The sequence below is a fragment of the Streptomyces sp. NPDC043896 genome (genome assembly GCF_056435605.1).
This window is the reverse complement of the sequence record NZ_JBWKEE010000030.1, coordinates 23566-38717: the sequence shown is the minus strand read 5'-3', so window position 1 is coordinate 38717 and position 15152 is coordinate 23566. Positions and strand designations below refer to the sequence as shown.

The following is a 15152-nucleotide window of genomic DNA, read 5'->3' as shown; positions in this document are numbered from 1 at the left end:
CTTGGCGCTTCCATGGCGGCCACCCCCCTGTCGCCTCACGCTCTGGAGCTTTCGAATGCCCAAGGCCGATCTGGTCTTCACCCGCGGGCCCGTCTTCACGGTGGACCCGGCCCGTACACGGGCGACCTCGCTCGCCGTCGTCGGCGACAGGATCGCGGCCGTCGGCCACGACGAGGTGCGCGAACTCGTGGGCCCCGGCACCGAGGTGGTCGACCTGACGGGGAAGCTGCTGGTCCCCGGCTTCCAGGACGCCCACGTCCATCCGGTCGTCGCCGGGGTGGAGCTGGCCGAGTGCGACCTGACCGGGACGGTCGACGCGGACGACTGCCTCGCGCTGGTCCGCGCGTACGCGGACGCGCACCCCGACCGGGAGTGGATCACCGGCGGCGGCTGGTCGATGGAGAGCTTCGAGGGCGGACTGCCGACCCGGCAGCTGCTCGACTCCGTCGTCCCCGACCGCCCGGTCCTCCTGGCCAACCGGGACCACCACGGTGCCTGGGCCAACACGCGGGCGCTCGAACTCGCCGGGATCACCGCCGCCACCCCCGACCCCGCCGACGGCCGGATCGAGCGGGAGCCGGACGGCACCCCGAGCGGCATGCTCCAGGAGGGCGCCACCTCGCTGGTCGGCCGGCTGCTGCCGCCGACCACGCCGGCGGAACTCCTCGCCGGGCTGCTGCGGGCCCAGGAGCTGCTCCACTCCCTCGGCATCACGGGCTGGCAGGACGCGATGCTCGGGGAGCTGGGCGGCCGGCCCGACCCCTCGGACGCGTACATGACCGCGGCGGAGAGCGGCTCGCTCACGGCGCGGGTGACCGGGGCGCTCTGGTGGGACCGGGCGCGGGGCGCCGAGCAGATCCCCGAACTGGTGGCCCGGCGCGAGAAGCTGCGGGCCGGACGGTTCCGCGCGACCTCCGTGAAGATCATGCAGGACGGTGTCGCGGAGAACTTCACCGCCGCCATGACCTCTCCCTACCTGGACGGCTGCGGCTGCGCCACCGCCAACAGCGGCCTGAGCTTCGTCGAGCCGGGCGCGCTGCGCGGGTACGTGACGGAGCTCGACGCCCTCGGTTTCCAGGTGCACTTCCACGCCCTCGGCGACCGGGCCGTGCGCGAGGCCCTCGACGCGGTCGGGGCGGCGGTGGCCGCCAACGGGCACCGGGGCAACCGCCACCACCTCGCCCACCTCCAGGTCGTCCACCCCGAGGACCTCACCCGCTTCGCCGCGCTCGGTGCCCTGGCCAACATCCAGCCGCTGTGGGCGGCCCACGAGCCCCAGATGGACGAGCTGACCATTCCGTTCCTGGGCCCGGAACGTGCCGCCTGGCAGTACCCGTTCGGCGACCTGGTCCGGGCCGGCGCGACCCTCGTCGCGGGCAGCGACTGGCCGGTGAGCAGCCCCGATCCCCTGGCGGGCCTGCACGTGGCCGTGAACCGCCGGGAGCCCGGGGCCGGGGACGGCCGGACCTTCTACCCCGAGCAGCGGATCGACCTGCCGACCGCGCTGGCCGCGTACACCGCCGGGGCCGCCCATGTGAACGGCCACGACGACGCGGGCAGCCTGCGCGTCGGCAACCTCGCCGACCTGGTCGTCCTGGACCGCGACATCCTCACGGCGCCCGCCGAGGAGATCGCGGAGGCCAGGGTGGAGCGGACCTACGTCGGCGGCCGGCTCGTGCACTCGGACTGAGCGGACCGTACCGATGACGCCCCGATCCGTTCGCCATCCGCGCCGGGCGCGAGCTCTACGCCGAGCCCAAGTACCCGGGCTGGTTCGAGGTCGGCCTGCCGTCCCTCAACGGGCCCGGGGGCGAGACCTGGTCCGTACGGTGCAACGCGGCCACGGTCGCCCCATCCCCGAGCCGACGGCCCTCAGCGGCGCGTGGACGGACTTCGTCCCCGGCGCCCGCCCGGGCGACGTGGCCGCGCCCGCCCTCAGCCCCGTCGTCGGCACACGACCCGGGGCACGGTGGTGGTCCTGAGCAGCAGCGGGCACGCGCCGCAGGTTCAGCAGAGCCCGAACGGCCGTTGCGGGTAAGCGGCTCGGGTCGTGCGGGCACGCCCGCCCCCTGGCCGGAGCCAGCGCCTCCCGCGGGACGGGGAAGTCCCACGGCGGGGTGCGGATGCCTGTCCGGATCCGGCGGCGTCGCCACGGCCACCATGGCCCCGGACGCAGGAAAGGCCGTTCTCTCATCGATGAGAGAACGGCCTCCGACGTGCGGAATGCACAGTCGGGACGACAGGATTTGAACCTGCGACCCCTTGACCCCCAGTCAAGTGCGCTACCAAGCTGCGCCACGTCCCGTTGCCTTGCTTTGTGCCCCTCACCTGGGGTTTCCCCCTCGTGCCGGGCACATGCAGAACATTACCCCACGCAGAGGGGTGCGTGTGCACGGGTAATCGGCGCGGGGGAGGATGGCCGTGTGAGGGAACGGGAACGCGACCGGGACGGTGAGGGGCGGGCACGCAGTGCGCGGCCGCGGGACGGGCTCGGGCGGCCGCTGCCGTACGGGGTCGAGGGGGTGGCGCGGCAGCCCGAGGGGGTGGTGCGCGCCCCGGAGCGGACGGTGGCGGAGGCTCAGGGGCTGCTGGACGCCGGGATGCCCTTCCACGCGCACGAGGTGTTCGAGGACGCGTGGAAGTCCGGGCCCCCCGAGGACGCCGGCCTGTGGCGGGGACTGGCGCAGCTGGCGGTGGGGCTGACGCACGCCGCGCGGGGGAACTCCGTCGGCGGGGCGCGGCTGCTGCTGCGGGGTGCCGGGGCCCTGGCCGGGCGCGGGGACGCGTACGGGATCGACGTGGCGGGGCTGGTGCGGTGGGCCCGGGAGCTGGCCGGGCGGGTGGAGGCCGGGGAACGGGTCGACGCGGCGGCCGAGGCCCCCCGGCTGACGGGGACCCCAGGGACCTAGGCGGGCTGGAGGAGGTCCCAGCGGTTGCCGTAGAGGTCCTCGAAGACGGCGACGGAGCCGTACGGCTCGTGGCGAGGCTCCTCCAGGAAGCGGACGCCCTCGGCGGTCATCCGGGCGTGGTCGGCGGCGAAGTCGGCGGTGTAGAGGAAGAAGCCGACGCGGCCGCCGGTCTGGTCGCCGACGCGGGAGCGCTGGGCCTCGTCCTTGGCGCGGGCGAGCAGCAGGGCGGACTCCTTGGCTCCGGGCGGGCGGACCACGACCCAGCGGGATCCGTCCGGGCGGGCGGTGTCCTCGGCGAGTTCGAAGCCGAGGGCGCGGGTGTAGAAGTCGATGGCTTCGTCGTAGTCGTGGACCACGAGGGCGGTCAGGGCGATGTGGGATGGCATGCGGCTATTGTGCGCCGAGGAGGACGACCTCCAGGGTGCGGGGGCCGTGTACGCCTTCCACCCGGTCGAGTTCGATGTCGCTGGTGGCGGAGGGGCCGGAGATCCAGGTCAGCGGGCGGGCCGGGTCGAGGCGTCCGAGGGCCTGCGGTACGGAGTCCACGAGCTGGCCGGGCACGCGGACCACGCAGACGTGGTGGTCCGGGACGAGGGTGATGCGGCGCCGGCCCTGGTCGGGGCCGCCGTCGAGGACGATGGTGCCGGTCTCGGCGATGGCCAGGGCGCAGCCGGTGACGACGCTGTCGACGCGGTCCAGGTCGTACGGGGTGGAGTCCGGCCGGTCCTCGACGCGGGCCGCGGTGGTGGACGCCAGCCAGTGCGGGGGCAGGGCCGGCGGTACGAGCACCGTGCGGGAGGCTGCGAGCAGCCGGGCGAGGAGCGGCGGGAGGCCGGCTTCGTCCGTGCGGTGGACCCTGGCCCGGTACTCGGTGAGGTTGGCGGCCAGGAGGGCGGCGGTCTCGGCCGGGGTGCGGTCGCCGTGGACGCGGAGGTAGTCCCGGGGGACGGCGGGAGCGTCCGGGGCCTGTGCGTTGGCCCGCCGGATGCGGGCCAGGACGCGGTCCTTGGAGGTCAACCTCGGGTCCCCCGTTCTCGGAGCCACCAGTCGCGGAAGGATTCCGCCGGGATGTCGGGCAGTTCGCGGGTGTCGGTCCAGGCGCGGCCCGGTCCCGGGAGCCGGCGCGGGCGCAGCCGGCGGGCGCGGGACAGCAGCCGTTCCCCGGCGCGCACGGCGCCGGGGTGGTCGAGGAGGAGCCGGGCGGCGCGCATGGCGGCCCGTTCGGCGGTGTGGCCGTGGGCGGGCCGGATGCGGACGCGGACGCCCTCGCGGGTCACGGGGCCGCCCTGGACCACGCGTTCGCGCAGGTGCACGAGGACCTCGGGGATGTCGATGGCGACGGGGCAGACCTCATAGCAGGCAATCCGTGCACAACTGTCGTGTCTCTATGGGGAATGCAGTGCGGACGATCACCTCAACAATCCGTTGCAGTCACTCCCGTAGGGAACGTACGTTCGAATCATGCATATCGGTTACTACTCCAGCGCGGGATGGGAGGACTGGGGACTCCACCACGAGCCCCTGATTCCCGATGGCATGCCCGTGCTCTACGACGACGACCTGGTCTTCGAGGACGACGGGCGCCTTCGCCCGGTGGCCGTCGTCAACCAGTGGCTTCGCCGCCTGCCGACCGGCGGCGGTGGCCGCTTCGCCTCTGGTCGGTCGGCCCGTTCCCCGCACACCTGGAAGAACAACGCCACCGCCCTGCTCCACTGGCTGGAGTTCCTGTCGGAAAGGGGCGTGGACCCGTTCGGCACCCGGAACGAACTACGTTCTGCGCTGGCCGCGTTCGCCGCGTACCGACTGCCCGGGGGGCCGCTGGAGGCCCGGTGGGAGGGCTCCACGTGGAACGTCCGGATCGCCAGCATCACGGGCTTCTACCAGTGGGCGATGAGCGAGGGCCACTGCACGCAGATGCCCTTCACCCAGGTCATGGGCACCCGCTACACCGAGGCCGGGCCGGTTGCCACCGTCCGCAACACCGCCTCCGTGCGCAGGCCGTCCGCCCATGCGCGGATCAAGTACCTCGAGCCCGACTTCACCCGGCTGTTCCTGCGGGCCCTTGCTGGGCTCAACCCCGACGGCGACCCCGAGCCCGGCTACGCGGGCCGACAGCTCGGCCGCAACGCCGCCGTCGGCCACCTCGCCTTCGGCACCGGCGCGCGAAGCGAGGAGTTCACCCATCTCCTCACCTACGAGATCCCGGACCTCCCCCGCCGCCGCACGGCTATCCCCACCTGGTTCCCCCTTCCCGGGCCCATCACCAAGGGGAACATCGCGCGCACCACGTGGATCGAGTACGACCCGCTGACGCAGGTCCACCAGTACATGGGGCTGGAGCGGCCCCTGGCCGCCGACCGCGCCGCCGCCCGCCGCCAGGACGCAGAGCACACCGCCGGCCGCGGTGCTCCACATCACCTCACCGAGCCGCTGCACATCAGCGCGTCCGACTGGGAAGGCGGCCGCATCAACGGCCTGCGCCGCTCCTGGCGCGTCCTGTCCACGGGTGAACGGCTGCGGCTGGTGACGCCCGAAGGCGCCCCCGCGCTGCTGTCCCTCCAGAGCACCGGCGACCCGTTCACCGCGTGGGCGACGGTGTTCCGGCGGACCTCCGAACGCATCCGGCGCATGTACGAGCCCCGGTTCCCGATGGTCAGCCCGCACACCGCCCGGCACAGCTTCGCCATGGCCACGCTGGCGAAGCTGGTGACCGGCCACTACAGGGCCGAGGGTCAGGTCATCGACCACCTCGACGTGGACCCCTACATGCTCGACCTGCTGCGCTCGCGGGAACCGATCGTGCTGCTGCGGGACCTCCTAGGGCATGCGAGCGTCACCACGACGGAGCTATACGTCTCGCGCCTGGACATCCACCGCATCCACCGCGACATCTACGCCGCGACGCTGCGCCGACGCGGGCTCTCGGCGGCGCAGGCCGAGGCCGATACCGAATTCGAGGACGCCTGATGCCCGCCGAGTACCACTACGGGCCGCCGCCCCGGATCGAAGCCTCCTTCCCCAACGGCGACCAGACCGTCATCACCTTCGGCGATCTCACCAACGTGAGACTGGTCAACGATCTGGCCGAAGGGCTCGTCAGCTGCGTCCACCCCTACGGCCCCGTGGCCTCCGTGGCGACGTTCCGGCAGTACGGAACGTACCTGCGTCAGATGGTCCGGGCTCTCACCGAAGAGGGGTTCACCGGCCGGGCCCGCGATCTCACGCGACCCCAGATGGTCCGCCTCTGGTTGGCCAACAACTGGGTGATGGAGCGGATCACCCGCGCCATGCTGCGTGGCTACGACGATACGTTCGGCGCTCTGGAGCCGTCCCTTCGCGCGCACCTGCACGGCAGGTCCCTCAAGGGCACATCGAGGCCCAAGGGTGCTCCGCACCAGCCGTACACCGACACCGAGTGGACAGCGCTCACCGCCGCGCTGGAGGCATACGTCAGCCGAGCCCGCAAGCGCCACGACGCCGCCTTGGCGGCAGCCGCACGGGGCGGGACGGGCCTGGACGCCGTTACGGCGAAGCTGCTCGCCGACGGTCCCCTACTTCCGCTCCCGGTGCTCCGAAGCCTCGACTTGCCCACCACCGAAGCGAACCAAAACGCCGTCAGCGCGTGGCGTGACGCCCTCTACCCGACGGCCCCAGTGACGTACGCCTACCGGATGCTCTTGGGCGTCCACAGCGGCATCGTCGCCGACGGACTGAGCGCACTGGGCCTGGCAGACCTCCACTGGGCCGGTGACAAGACGCTCCTGCTCGACTATGTGAAGGGGCGCACCGGCCCGGAGTCGGCGAACCTGCCACGTAAGGCGATCACCGTCCTGTCCGACTGGCTCGACCTGTCCGGGCCGCTACGTCGCCATGCGGAGGGGACCGACCACCACGACATGCTGTGGATCTACAGCGTGACGCGGATCTTCCGCATCGGCCAACAGCTCATCGGGCCCCTTGGGCGGGCCACGTGGAACGCCAAAGCCAGGGCCGCACTCACCGCCGAGTTGGGCGTGCTCGCCGACGATGGAAGCCCGTTGAGCCACCACAGCGGCAGGGTCCGCAACACCTTCCTCAACCGGCGCGGAGAAAGCCTCCCATGGGCGGGATCGGTACGGCCGATCGACCCCAATCACACCGCGCAAGTGGAAGCCCACCACTACCTGAGCCCGACGACGCCCGCCCGCCGCGACGCGGTCGAGGAGATCATCTCCGACGCCATCGGTGACGTCAGCCGACGCGCGCGCAAGCCCGTCGTCCTGAGCGACGACGACGCGGCCGACTTCGTCCGAGACCAGCCAGAAACAGCCCACACTCTGGGCGTGGACGAGGCCCGGATGCGGCATCTGCTAGGCGGGAGCCAGGACGTGTTCACCGCGACGTGCTCCGACATGCTGGCCGGTCTCCACGGCCCGAAGGGCAAACCGTGCCCGGCCCGGCCGCACGTGTGCCTGCTGTGCCCTCTGGCGGTGTTCCTCCCCCGCCACGCGCCCAACCTGCTGCGATGGAAGGCGTACTTCTCCCGGCAGGCACGGGCCATGACCACCAGCGACTTCCTGACCGTGTTCGGCCCATACTCCGACCGGCTCGACACCGAGATCCTGCCTCGCTTCGACCAGCGCGTGCTGGACGCGGCGGCGGGCGCGGTGCTCGACACCGACGCCGAGCTGCCCTTGCGGCCAGAGGAGGCATCGCTGTGAGGGACAGCACCTCCGCCGGCCGTGTGCTCTCCGGCACCTCGCCGCGGGTGTTCGCCGGTACCGACGTGTTCGCCGAGATCGGCCTGCGACCCTCGCCAGGTGCTCTCCCCGTCCGATTCGAGGATGACAACTGGTTCCTCGACTACGCCGACGCCGCCGCCCACATCGTCCCCTCGCAGCTTCGCTTCGACTTCACCAGCATCAAGAACCCGGCCTGGCGGATCGTCGCCAAGGAGCAGACCCTCGCGCTCATGGCGCCTCAGCACCAGGCCGTCGCCGAGCTGGCCCACGCCTTCCGCGTCCCCAAGGCTCCGATCACCGCGAACGGGCTGTTCCGTGATCTCGTCAAGTGGCTGAACTACCTGACCACACACGGCATTACCTCGCTGGAACAAGTCCAGCAGGGCCACTGCGACGCGTACATGCACCACCGGTCCTACACGGCCAAAGGGACGCTCCGCGCGTCCAGCTCGCTGGCATTCATCATCGCGCCGGTCATCTATCTCGGGCACTACGCCGAGTTGTTCAGCGGCGACTCCTACCGGCCCGGGTTCCTACCGTGGGGCGGGGTCTCACCCTGGGCGATCACCGGGTACTCCACTTTCCGGGGCAACAACACCCCTCCGGTGCCCGACACCATCATGCAGCCCTTGCTGGCCGCAGCCCTCTACATCGTGGAGGTTCTCGGTCCGTACATCGCGGACGAGTGGGATGCCTTCACGTCCGCCAATGACGCCCCTGCTACGGAGGAACGCTCCATCCCCGAACTCTTGCGCGCGCGCCTGGAGCAGCACGTGCGCGCCGGTGAACCTCTGCCCAGCTCGGACCCTCGTACGCCTAGGCGGCGACCCGGCAGCCGGGCTTGGGATGGCGGAGGCCCGCTCATGGATGTCTCCCTGCGCGCGCTCCTCCCGGGCCTCAAAGTCCACAGGCCGACCAAGCAAACGGATGCCGTCATCCGCCCGTGGCTCCTCGACGCCGTGGCTGCCGTCGGAGTCGCAGCACCGTACGGCCGCAATCCTGCCCTGGTGCCCGCACCCGGCGACTCGGACCGTGAGATTCCGTGGGCGGGGCCGATGTGGGACAGGGACCTGCGCGCTCTCCACACTCTCGCCGTTTCCGCGTGCATGGTCGTCGTCGCGGCCCTCAGCGGTATGCGACGCAGCGAGCTTCTTGAGCTGACCGGCAACAGCTGTATGCAGCCTGTGACCGGACTGCGGGGCACCACCCGGTACAAGCTGGCCGGACGGCTCGTGAAGCGCCAGCGGCCCGGCCAGTTCATCCGTGAGGAGTGGACCGTGGTCGAGGTCGTCCACACCGCAGTCCGCCTCGCCGCACGGCTGACGAAGTGCGGACCCGATGAGCGGGTGTTCGCACGACGCGCCGCAAGCTACGAGATCCAGGGCCTCCACCAGTGGGTCAACGGCCCGGCCGGTCAGCGGCTCGGGCTGGCGCCGATCCCGGATGGGCCGATCACCTTCCGGATGCTGCGGCGGACGCTGGCCATCGCGCTCGCGCAACGGCCCGGCGGGCTGTTGGCCGCGAAGGTCCAGCTCAAGCACCTGTCGGTGGTGACCACCGAGGGCTACACCCATCGGCCCGGCGGCGCTCAGGCCATCTTCCTGGCGGAGGTCCGGGAGGCGGAGGAGGAACACCGGCTCGCGCTGACGCGGCAGGCGTGGGAGGAGTACCGGGCCGGGCGGCTGCCGACCGGCCCGGGGGCCCGGGACCTGATCGACGCGTTCGAGCACATCGACTCCGACCTCGCCGACCACGCCGCCACGGCCGCGACGATCATCGACAGCGAGACGCGGTTGGTGAACCTGCTGCGGCAGCAGTCGAAGTTCCTGCACGTGGCAGCGGCGAACTTCTGCTGGTTCAAGGACCCGTCGAAGGCGCTGTGTCAGAAGCTCGCGGGCAACCCGAAGGCGTCCCAGCCACTGGCCATGATGTGTGACTCGGCGCGGTGTCCGCAGGCGACCCATCACGAGGAGCACCGGCCGGTGTGGGCGGCGAACGTGGACGCGCTCACAGCGATGATCCGGGCTATCCCCCGGCCCCAGAAGGAGGCCCGCGCGCGGGCTCAGGCTGACCTGGACCGGGGCCGCCGGGTCCTGGACGAGATCGACGGCGCCTTGGCGGCGCGGGACGGAGAGCACCATGCCCAAGATCAGTGAAGAGGGCCGCCGTCAGGCGGAGGAAGCGATCCGGGCCGCGATGGACCGGATGCTGCGCGGGGAGCTGCCGCCGGGCGGCAAGGTCGATCTGGCGACGTTGGCCCGGGAGTCCGGGGTGAGCCGGACCCTGTTCTACGGTAAGCCCGACCGGGACGGCGGGCAGCGGCCGGGCCTGTACCAGCACCTCGCGGAGGAGTTCGAGCGGCGCCGTGCCGCCCTCGCGGAGGCCGGGACGATCCCGGACCCGCGTCAGGCGCAGATCGCCCGGCAGAAGGACGTGGAGGGGGCCCTGCGAGAGCGGCTGCGCAAGCAGGAAGCGGAGCTGGTGGAGCTGCGGGCGTTTCGGGTGCGGGCGGTGTCGCAGATCGCGGCGCAGCGGGAGTTGATCGAGCGGTTGCGGGAGGCGGCTGACGTGCCGCAGAACGTGCGGACGCTGCGGCCGGGGAGGTGAGGGGGTGGGGCCCGCCGGACAAGGTGGGCGGGCCCCGCTCTCATGGTGCCGTCCGCGGCAGGTGCTGGAGAGCACCTGCGCCGGCGGTGGTGCTGCGCGTCACCTTCGTTCCCTCGCGGGGGTGAGGGTTTCCCGTCAGCTGACACCCTTGCTACTGAGATAACTATAGATTCGACTCGTCACGGGCCCACGAGAAGCAGGCCCGGGGCGGCCCGGCCCGTGGGACCATGAAGCCCCGCCAGGAGGCGTCAACTCCCAGCGGGGCCATCGCGCAGGCGCGCGGGGGAACTTCGACCGTTACGGACGATCGAAGCTCTCTGCCCACCGGGCCGCCCACTCCGCCACTCTGGCCGCCGTCAGCACCGCGCCCACCACCGTGAGCACCCGCCTCGACCAACACCACAGCCTGCGAAGCCGTACGACCCCCGTGGGCGTGCGCTCCCGTGCATGACGCCCCACAGCCGTCCTCCTTGCCGGGGCAGACGGCGACCGGGACTCTCCCGGCGGCTGCCGCCCCCCGCGAGGCGGCAGCCCAAGAGGCCGACCCGGGAAGGACGCGCGCAAGACGCCCCGGCACCGTACGGGCCCCCGCCCCTGCCCGGGGCCCGATCACCCGGCCTTCACCCGAAGGTGAGCGGGAGCACGCGGGCCGGCCAAGGTGCTCCGGACCACCTTCGGACGTTTCTCCGCGAACGCGTCCCCGGCCGGTCCGGGGCCTGTGAGGCTGTCTCCGCCCCGGGCCATCCCGGGGCGGTTGGCCCGCTCCCGGGCGTTACGGGAGCGGGCCAACCGTCGGTTCGGAGGAAGGACGAGGGACGGCGTGGAGAAGGACATCTGGGAGAAGTTGACGGACCTGGCGGCTCTGTTCAACGAGGGCGACGCCGCCCGGGGGATGGCCCCGGAGCTGTCGCACACCCTGCAAGTCATGAAGATCAGCGAGGAAGCCGGAGAGGCCTCACAGGCCGTGGTCGGGGTGTGGGGCACCAACCCGCGCAAGGGCGGCGTCACCCACGCATGGGACGACGTGCACGATGAGGTCGCCGATGTCGCGATCACCGCGCTCGTCGCGCTCGCCCGGATGCGGCCGGACGCCCCCGCCTACTTCGCCGACCAGCTCCGCATCAAGGCCGCCAAGTTCCTGCCCACCGATCCGCACTCCGCCCCCGGCTCGCAGGAGACGTAGCGGCTGCGACCGTCCGACACCGCGAAAGGTGCTCGACAGCACCTCGCCGGCCGCGGTGCTCTCGATCACCTCCGGGCGTATCTCGTCGAACCTGCCCCGGTCCGCCGCCGGTGGTGTGAGGCTGTCCCCGCCCCGGGGAGTCCGGAGCTGGATGGCACGTCCCCCGGTGAGATGGGGACGTGCCATCCGCTGGTTTCAACAGGAGGAGACGACCCCATGGCCCGTGAATGGCTGCCGCCCGGCGAGTACGTCCAGACCATCGCGCGCGCGACCTCGTACGCCTGCCTGTACTTCACCGACACCCGACAGCGGCCCGTCCAGCTCCGCGATGTCCGCAACCCCGACGTCTGGCACTGGCCCGGCGGGAACATGGACCCGGGCGAGAACCCGTGGGAGTGTGCGCTGCGCGAGTGCATGGAGGAGACCGGTATCGCCTTCGCGGGCGAGCAGAAGCTCCTCGGGGTGGAGTTCATCAAGGACCGGGGCGCGGCGTGGCCCGCGAACCACATCGGGTTCGTCTTCGACGGGGGCGCCCTCACGGACGAGCAGATCTCGAACATCGTCCTGGACCGGGAGGAGCACTCCGAGGTCCAGGTCCATACCATCGACGAGTGGGGGGAGATCATGCCTCGCGACCGGGGATACGCCCGCCACCACCTCCAGGCCATCCACAACGCCCGGATCACCGGACGCGTCTCCTACTACCAACGCTGACCCGGACCGCCAGCCGGTCGAGGTGACGGGCAGCACGCGCGCCGGCGAGGTGCTTCCCGTCACCTGCCGCGGGTCAGGTCGTGGCCGGGGGCTTGCGGTGACGGCCCGGCTTCTTCTTCGACGGCGGGAGCTGGAGGTCCTGAGGCTCAGGCGACGGAGCGGGGTGCAGAATGCGCTGGGCGGCGGCGTAGTCGGCCGCTAGCCCTATCGCTGTCCACTGGTAGCCGTCCCAACGGACCATCAGCCGGGGCGCCTGCGGGTTGACGTGCGCGGCCCGGACCTCGCCCTCGCGGCCGGTCATGGGGATGGCGCGGATCTCGCCCACGCGGCCCGCCTGGCGGCTCAGCCACCGAAGGGCCCACTCCTCAAGGGGTTCGTCGTCCATGCGCCCACAGCCTTCCACCCTGCGCGGGCGAAGGTGACCGAAAGCGCCTTCGCCGGCGCAGGTGCTCCGGATCACCTGCCGCGGGTGGAGGTCAGCGGCCCAGGAACGTGCGGCGCCACTGGAGCGGGGACATCGACAGCGCTGCTTCGGCGAGAGCCTGCGCGGAGGGCGTCTTGAGGCTCGCGATCGAGGTGTCGATCCAGTCCTGGACCTCGCTGTAGCCCTGGGCTCGGTATTCGACGGCCTGGACGAGGCATTCGAGCTTGTCGGCGTCGTGCGCGACGAGGACTTCGAGGCTGGAGCCGGTCTCGTACTCGTCCACGACCCGCTGGACTCCGGCCTTGACGGCGGGGTGGGTGGCGGAGACCTGGTCGGCGGTGACGGTCTGGTTGCTGGCGGCCTGGATGTAGCGGCGGCCGATGTGAGGGATGTCCCCGATCCGGGTTTCCTGAGTGTCGTGGAAGAGGCACATCAGGGCGACCTTGCCCGCGTCGGCGCCTTCCATCATGGCCAGGACGGAGCCGATGATCCCCACGCGAAACGAGTGCTCGGCGATCGACTCGGGGTTGTTGTTCCCGGTGAACCACCAGCCGGTCCGCTTCGCGTTCTTGAGGACGCCCATCTCGAAGAGGAATTCGGCGGTGCCCTGCGCGTTCGCCGTCTCGTCTGCCATGCGGTGACCTCCGGTTCGGATCATCAGTTCTGTCGTAAAACGTAGCGGAGGGCGCCGAGTTCGCGTCTGGATCTCTGGGAGATGACGCCGTCCTCGAGGAGGCTGTCGGTGCGGGCGCGCAGCGATGCGGCGACCTGGGGCAGGGCCCGGGGGAGCCAGGGGTGGACCTCCAGGAGCGCCCACAGCGAGTGGGCGTACAGGTCGATGTAGCCGGGGGCGAGGTGCATGCCGTCGGCGAGGGCCCGCAGCAGGGCGACAGGGTCCCAGCCGGTCAGGGCCCGGTCGCGCATGAACGTGTCGTCGGCCTGCGGCTGGCGGGCCACTCCGAGCCAGTACGCCCAGTAGTTCAGGTTCGCGGCCTCGCCATCGTCGTTGTCGGCTATGGCCCGTTCGATGAAGTCCCACAGCGGGACGGGGTCGCCGAGGCGGGCGAGGGCGGTGGCGGTGGAGCGGGCTTCGGCCCACTGGGGGCTCCAGCCGTGGCGGGCCAGGACGTCGCGGCGGGCGTGGAGGGTCTGCGCGGTCCAGGCGCGGGCCTGCGGGGTGCGGTCGTAGGAGGCCAGGTAGAGGGCTTGTCGGTGCAGCAGGATGCCTTGGGGGTCGGTGCGCTTGGCGCTCTCGGCGGTGCGGCGCAGGTAGTCGAACAGGATCTCCTTCTCGCCTGGTCCGAGGAGGGGTGCTGCTGGCACGGGGCCGCGCCTGGGGCGGCTGACGCGCGCGGCCAGGGGCGGCGGCGGGGTGCCGGTGAGGGCCCAGGCCAGCATGTGCGTGGTGTCGCGGGTGTGGACCCACTCCCCGAGCGGGTGGGAGTCGGCGGCGGGGTCGAGGCAGGCCGTCACGATCCGGTCGGCGTCCATGGCTGCGTCGAGGAGCCCGAGGACTCCCGGGTCGGCCCCGAGGATGGCCAGGCGGCGCCGCATCGCGGTGAGTAGCCCGGCCTTGATGTTGGCCAGCGGGCGGCGGCCGGACTCCCAGCCCTGCACGGTGGCGAGGTCCACGGCGAGGAGTTCGGCCAGACCCTGCTGGGTGGCGGGGATCGACTCGCGGGCCGTGCGCAGCACGAAGCCGCTGATGAATCCCGAACGCGAGGGCCGGGACGTGCCGTTGGTGGTCATGACGCCCCCTGGGGCAGGTCGCTGCCGAACTCGTACCCACAGTCAGTCCTACCGCACCACGGCCGTCCGTACGGTCAATCCGTGCAGCAGGAGCCGGACTTCCCTCGCCCCGGGCACGCCGTGTACCGCACTGGCCCCGCATGTCCGGGGCGCGGCGCAGCAACCCTCGAACGGATCACCCCCGTCATCAGGAGCGCGCACATGCACCGAACGGCAACACCTTCCGAGCCGCATCACGCAAGGACCTGCGACACCTCGCCGGCCAAGGTGCTCCCGCTCATCTCGACCGGGGACGTCGCCCGGGACGTGGAGCTCGCGCTCGCGCTCGCCGACACCGCGCCTTCTGGGGACGCGGCCCGAGCGGTCCGGGAGAGCCTGCGCGGCCACATCCGGGCCTTGGCCGACCCGGCCGAAGCGTTCGCCGCGACGATGGGCGGTTCCCGGCCACGTGACACCGCCCTGCGGACCGTCCGCTACGCCCGTGAGCTGGCGAAGAAGCCCGGAGATGACCCCGTGGCCAGCCTGCGACTTCTGGCCAAGTCCGCCCAGTACCTCGCCCGGTACGCCGCCGACGGCCGCGCCGCCGCGCGGGTGCGGCCCGGCCCGTTACTGCGGGCGGCCTGCTGATGGGCCGCCACCGCCTGCACGTCAACGGCGAGGTCGTCGTCGCGCTGACCTGGTGGTCGGCCGTTCTTACCGGCTTCGCTCTGCTCGGCGTCATCGGCCACGACGAGATCACCGACGACGCCCACCACCTCGCGCTGCCCGTCACCGTTTCGGACCGCACCCCGGACGACGGGCCCGCGTAGACCGCTCCGGTCCCCGGCCTGCCGCCAGGCGCCGGG

General features: G+C 71.9%; 15 protein-coding genes, 1 tRNA gene and 1 pseudogene. 10 read left to right on the top strand and 7 right to left on the bottom strand.

All coding sequences use genetic code 11. The annotated features are described in order from the left end of the window. The first annotated feature begins 55 nt into the window (after positions 1-55). The gene (locus tag AC069X_RS32845; RefSeq protein ID WP_478734410.1) at positions 56-1690 is read left to right on the top strand and encodes an amidohydrolase; all 1635 of its coding nucleotides are present in this window, start codon (positions 56-58) and stop codon (positions 1688-1690) included. Between the two features lie 541 nt (positions 1691-2231). Here the strand turns inward: AC069X_RS32845 and AC069X_RS32840 are convergent. Continuing rightward, positions 2232-2305, bottom strand: a tRNA-Pro gene (locus AC069X_RS32840). Positions 2306-2423: 118 nt separating this feature from the next. Between AC069X_RS32840 and AC069X_RS32835 the strand changes: the two genes are divergently transcribed. Beyond that, on the top strand, positions 2424-2909 hold the full coding sequence (locus tag AC069X_RS32835) for a DUF309 domain-containing protein (RefSeq protein WP_478734408.1): 486 nt from the start codon (positions 2424-2426) through the stop codon (positions 2907-2909). Here the strand turns inward: AC069X_RS32835 and AC069X_RS32830 are convergent. From AC069X_RS32830 to AC069X_RS32820, 3 genes and pseudogenes are all read right to left on the bottom strand, one after another. Further along, the gene (locus AC069X_RS32830) at positions 2906-3295 is read right to left on the bottom strand and encodes a VOC family protein (protein ID WP_478734406.1); all 390 of its coding nucleotides are present in this window, start codon (positions 3293-3295) and stop codon (positions 2906-2908) included. The two genes, AC069X_RS32835 and AC069X_RS32830, sit on opposite strands and share 4 nt — an antisense overlap. Before the next feature lie 4 nt (positions 3296-3299). Further along, positions 3300-3926 carry a LutC/YkgG family protein gene (locus AC069X_RS32825; RefSeq protein ID WP_478734404.1) on the bottom strand — a complete coding sequence of 209 codons (627 nt, stop codon included), beginning with the start codon at positions 3924-3926 and terminating at the stop codon, positions 3300-3302. Further along, positions 3923-4270, bottom strand: a pseudogene (locus AC069X_RS32820) (lactate utilisation protein LutB domain-containing protein); the annotation flags it as partial. The pseudogene AC069X_RS32820 and the gene AC069X_RS32825, both read right to left, overlap by 4 nt. A gap of 100 nt (positions 4271-4370) precedes the next feature. Here AC069X_RS32820 and AC069X_RS32815 point away from each other — a divergent pair. The 6 genes from AC069X_RS32815 (at position 4371) to AC069X_RS32790 (ending at position 12134) form a co-directional block, all read left to right on the top strand. Then, positions 4371-5876: a site-specific integrase gene (locus AC069X_RS32815; protein ID WP_478734402.1), complete on the top strand. Its 1506-nt coding sequence runs from the start codon at positions 4371-4373 to the stop codon at positions 5874-5876. After that, the gene (locus AC069X_RS32810; protein ID WP_478734400.1) at positions 5876-7609 is read left to right on the top strand and encodes a hypothetical protein; all 1734 of its coding nucleotides are present in this window, start codon (positions 5876-5878) and stop codon (positions 7607-7609) included. Before AC069X_RS32815 ends, AC069X_RS32810 begins: the two co-directional genes overlap by 1 nt. Next, on the top strand, positions 7606-9786 hold the full coding sequence (locus tag AC069X_RS32805; RefSeq protein ID WP_478734399.1) for a site-specific integrase: 2181 nt from the start codon (positions 7606-7608) through the stop codon (positions 9784-9786). Before AC069X_RS32810 ends, AC069X_RS32805 begins: the two co-directional genes overlap by 4 nt. After that, positions 9770-10237: a hypothetical protein gene (locus tag AC069X_RS32800; protein ID WP_478734397.1), complete on the top strand. Its 468-nt coding sequence runs from the start codon at positions 9770-9772 to the stop codon at positions 10235-10237. Before AC069X_RS32805 ends, AC069X_RS32800 begins: the two co-directional genes overlap by 17 nt. A gap of 820 nt (positions 10238-11057) precedes the next feature. Further along, complete coding sequence (locus AC069X_RS32795) at positions 11058-11420, top strand: MazG-like family protein (protein ID WP_478734395.1); 363 nt, start codon at positions 11058-11060, stop codon at positions 11418-11420. Positions 11421-11636: 216 nt separating this feature from the next. Continuing rightward, positions 11637-12134 (top strand): NUDIX domain-containing protein, encoded by a 498-nt coding sequence (locus tag AC069X_RS32790; RefSeq protein ID WP_478734393.1) that lies wholly within the window; start codon positions 11637-11639, stop codon positions 12132-12134. A gap of 73 nt (positions 12135-12207) precedes the next feature. Here AC069X_RS32790 and AC069X_RS32785 read toward each other — a convergent pair whose 3' ends face one another. From AC069X_RS32785 to AC069X_RS32775, 3 genes are all read right to left on the bottom strand, one after another. Then, positions 12208-12519, bottom strand: a complete 312-nt coding sequence (locus AC069X_RS32785) for a DUF6087 family protein (RefSeq protein ID WP_478734391.1) — start codon at positions 12517-12519, stop codon at positions 12208-12210. A 91-nt stretch (positions 12520-12610) separates the two neighbouring features. Beyond that, on the bottom strand, positions 12611-13192 hold the full coding sequence (locus AC069X_RS32780) for an HD domain-containing protein (protein ID WP_478734389.1): 582 nt from the start codon (positions 13190-13192) through the stop codon (positions 12611-12613). A gap of 23 nt (positions 13193-13215) precedes the next feature. After that, a complete protein-coding gene (locus AC069X_RS32775) occupies positions 13216-14307 on the bottom strand; it encodes a helix-turn-helix domain-containing protein (protein ID WP_478734387.1) in 1092 nt (363 codons plus the stop codon). Positions 14308-14508: 201 nt separating this feature from the next. On the opposite strand from AC069X_RS32775, the gene AC069X_RS32770 reads away from it, so the two are divergent. Together AC069X_RS32770 and AC069X_RS32765 are read left to right on the top strand one after the other, a co-directional pair. Then, on the top strand, positions 14509-14934 hold the full coding sequence (locus AC069X_RS32770; protein WP_478734385.1) for a DUF6415 family natural product biosynthesis protein: 426 nt from the start codon (positions 14509-14511) through the stop codon (positions 14932-14934). Next, positions 14934-15116: a hypothetical protein gene (locus tag AC069X_RS32765; protein WP_478734383.1), complete on the top strand. Its 183-nt coding sequence runs from the start codon at positions 14934-14936 to the stop codon at positions 15114-15116. Before AC069X_RS32770 ends, AC069X_RS32765 begins: the two co-directional genes overlap by 1 nt. The last annotated feature ends 36 nt before the right edge of the window (positions 15117-15152 follow it).

Coding starts and splice junctions, on each gene's coding strand:
- AC069X_RS32785 (WP_478734391.1), bottom strand. CDS start 12,519: ATGGACGACGAACCCCTTGAGGAGTGGGCCCTTCGGTGGCTGAGCCGC.
- AC069X_RS32770 (WP_478734385.1), top strand. CDS start 14,509: ATGCACCGAACGGCAACACCTTCCGAGCCGCATCACGCAAGGACCTGC.
- AC069X_RS32810 (WP_478734400.1), top strand. CDS start 5,876: ATGCCCGCCGAGTACCACTACGGGCCGCCGCCCCGGATCGAAGCCTCC.
- AC069X_RS32815 (WP_478734402.1), top strand. CDS start 4,371: ATGCATATCGGTTACTACTCCAGCGCGGGATGGGAGGACTGGGGACTC.
- AC069X_RS32765 (WP_478734383.1), top strand. CDS start 14,934: ATGGGCCGCCACCGCCTGCACGTCAACGGCGAGGTCGTCGTCGCGCTG.
- AC069X_RS32830 (WP_478734406.1), bottom strand. CDS start 3,295: ATGCCATCCCACATCGCCCTGACCGCCCTCGTGGTCCACGACTACGAC.
- AC069X_RS32790 (WP_478734393.1), top strand. CDS start 11,637: ATGGCCCGTGAATGGCTGCCGCCCGGCGAGTACGTCCAGACCATCGCG.
- AC069X_RS32775 (WP_478734387.1), bottom strand. CDS start 14,307: ATGACCACCAACGGCACGTCCCGGCCCTCGCGTTCGGGATTCATCAGC.
- AC069X_RS32845 (WP_478734410.1), top strand. CDS start 56: ATGCCCAAGGCCGATCTGGTCTTCACCCGCGGGCCCGTCTTCACGGTG.
- AC069X_RS32800 (WP_478734397.1), top strand. CDS start 9,770: ATGCCCAAGATCAGTGAAGAGGGCCGCCGTCAGGCGGAGGAAGCGATC.
- AC069X_RS32780 (WP_478734389.1), bottom strand. CDS start 13,192: ATGGCAGACGAGACGGCGAACGCGCAGGGCACCGCCGAATTCCTCTTC.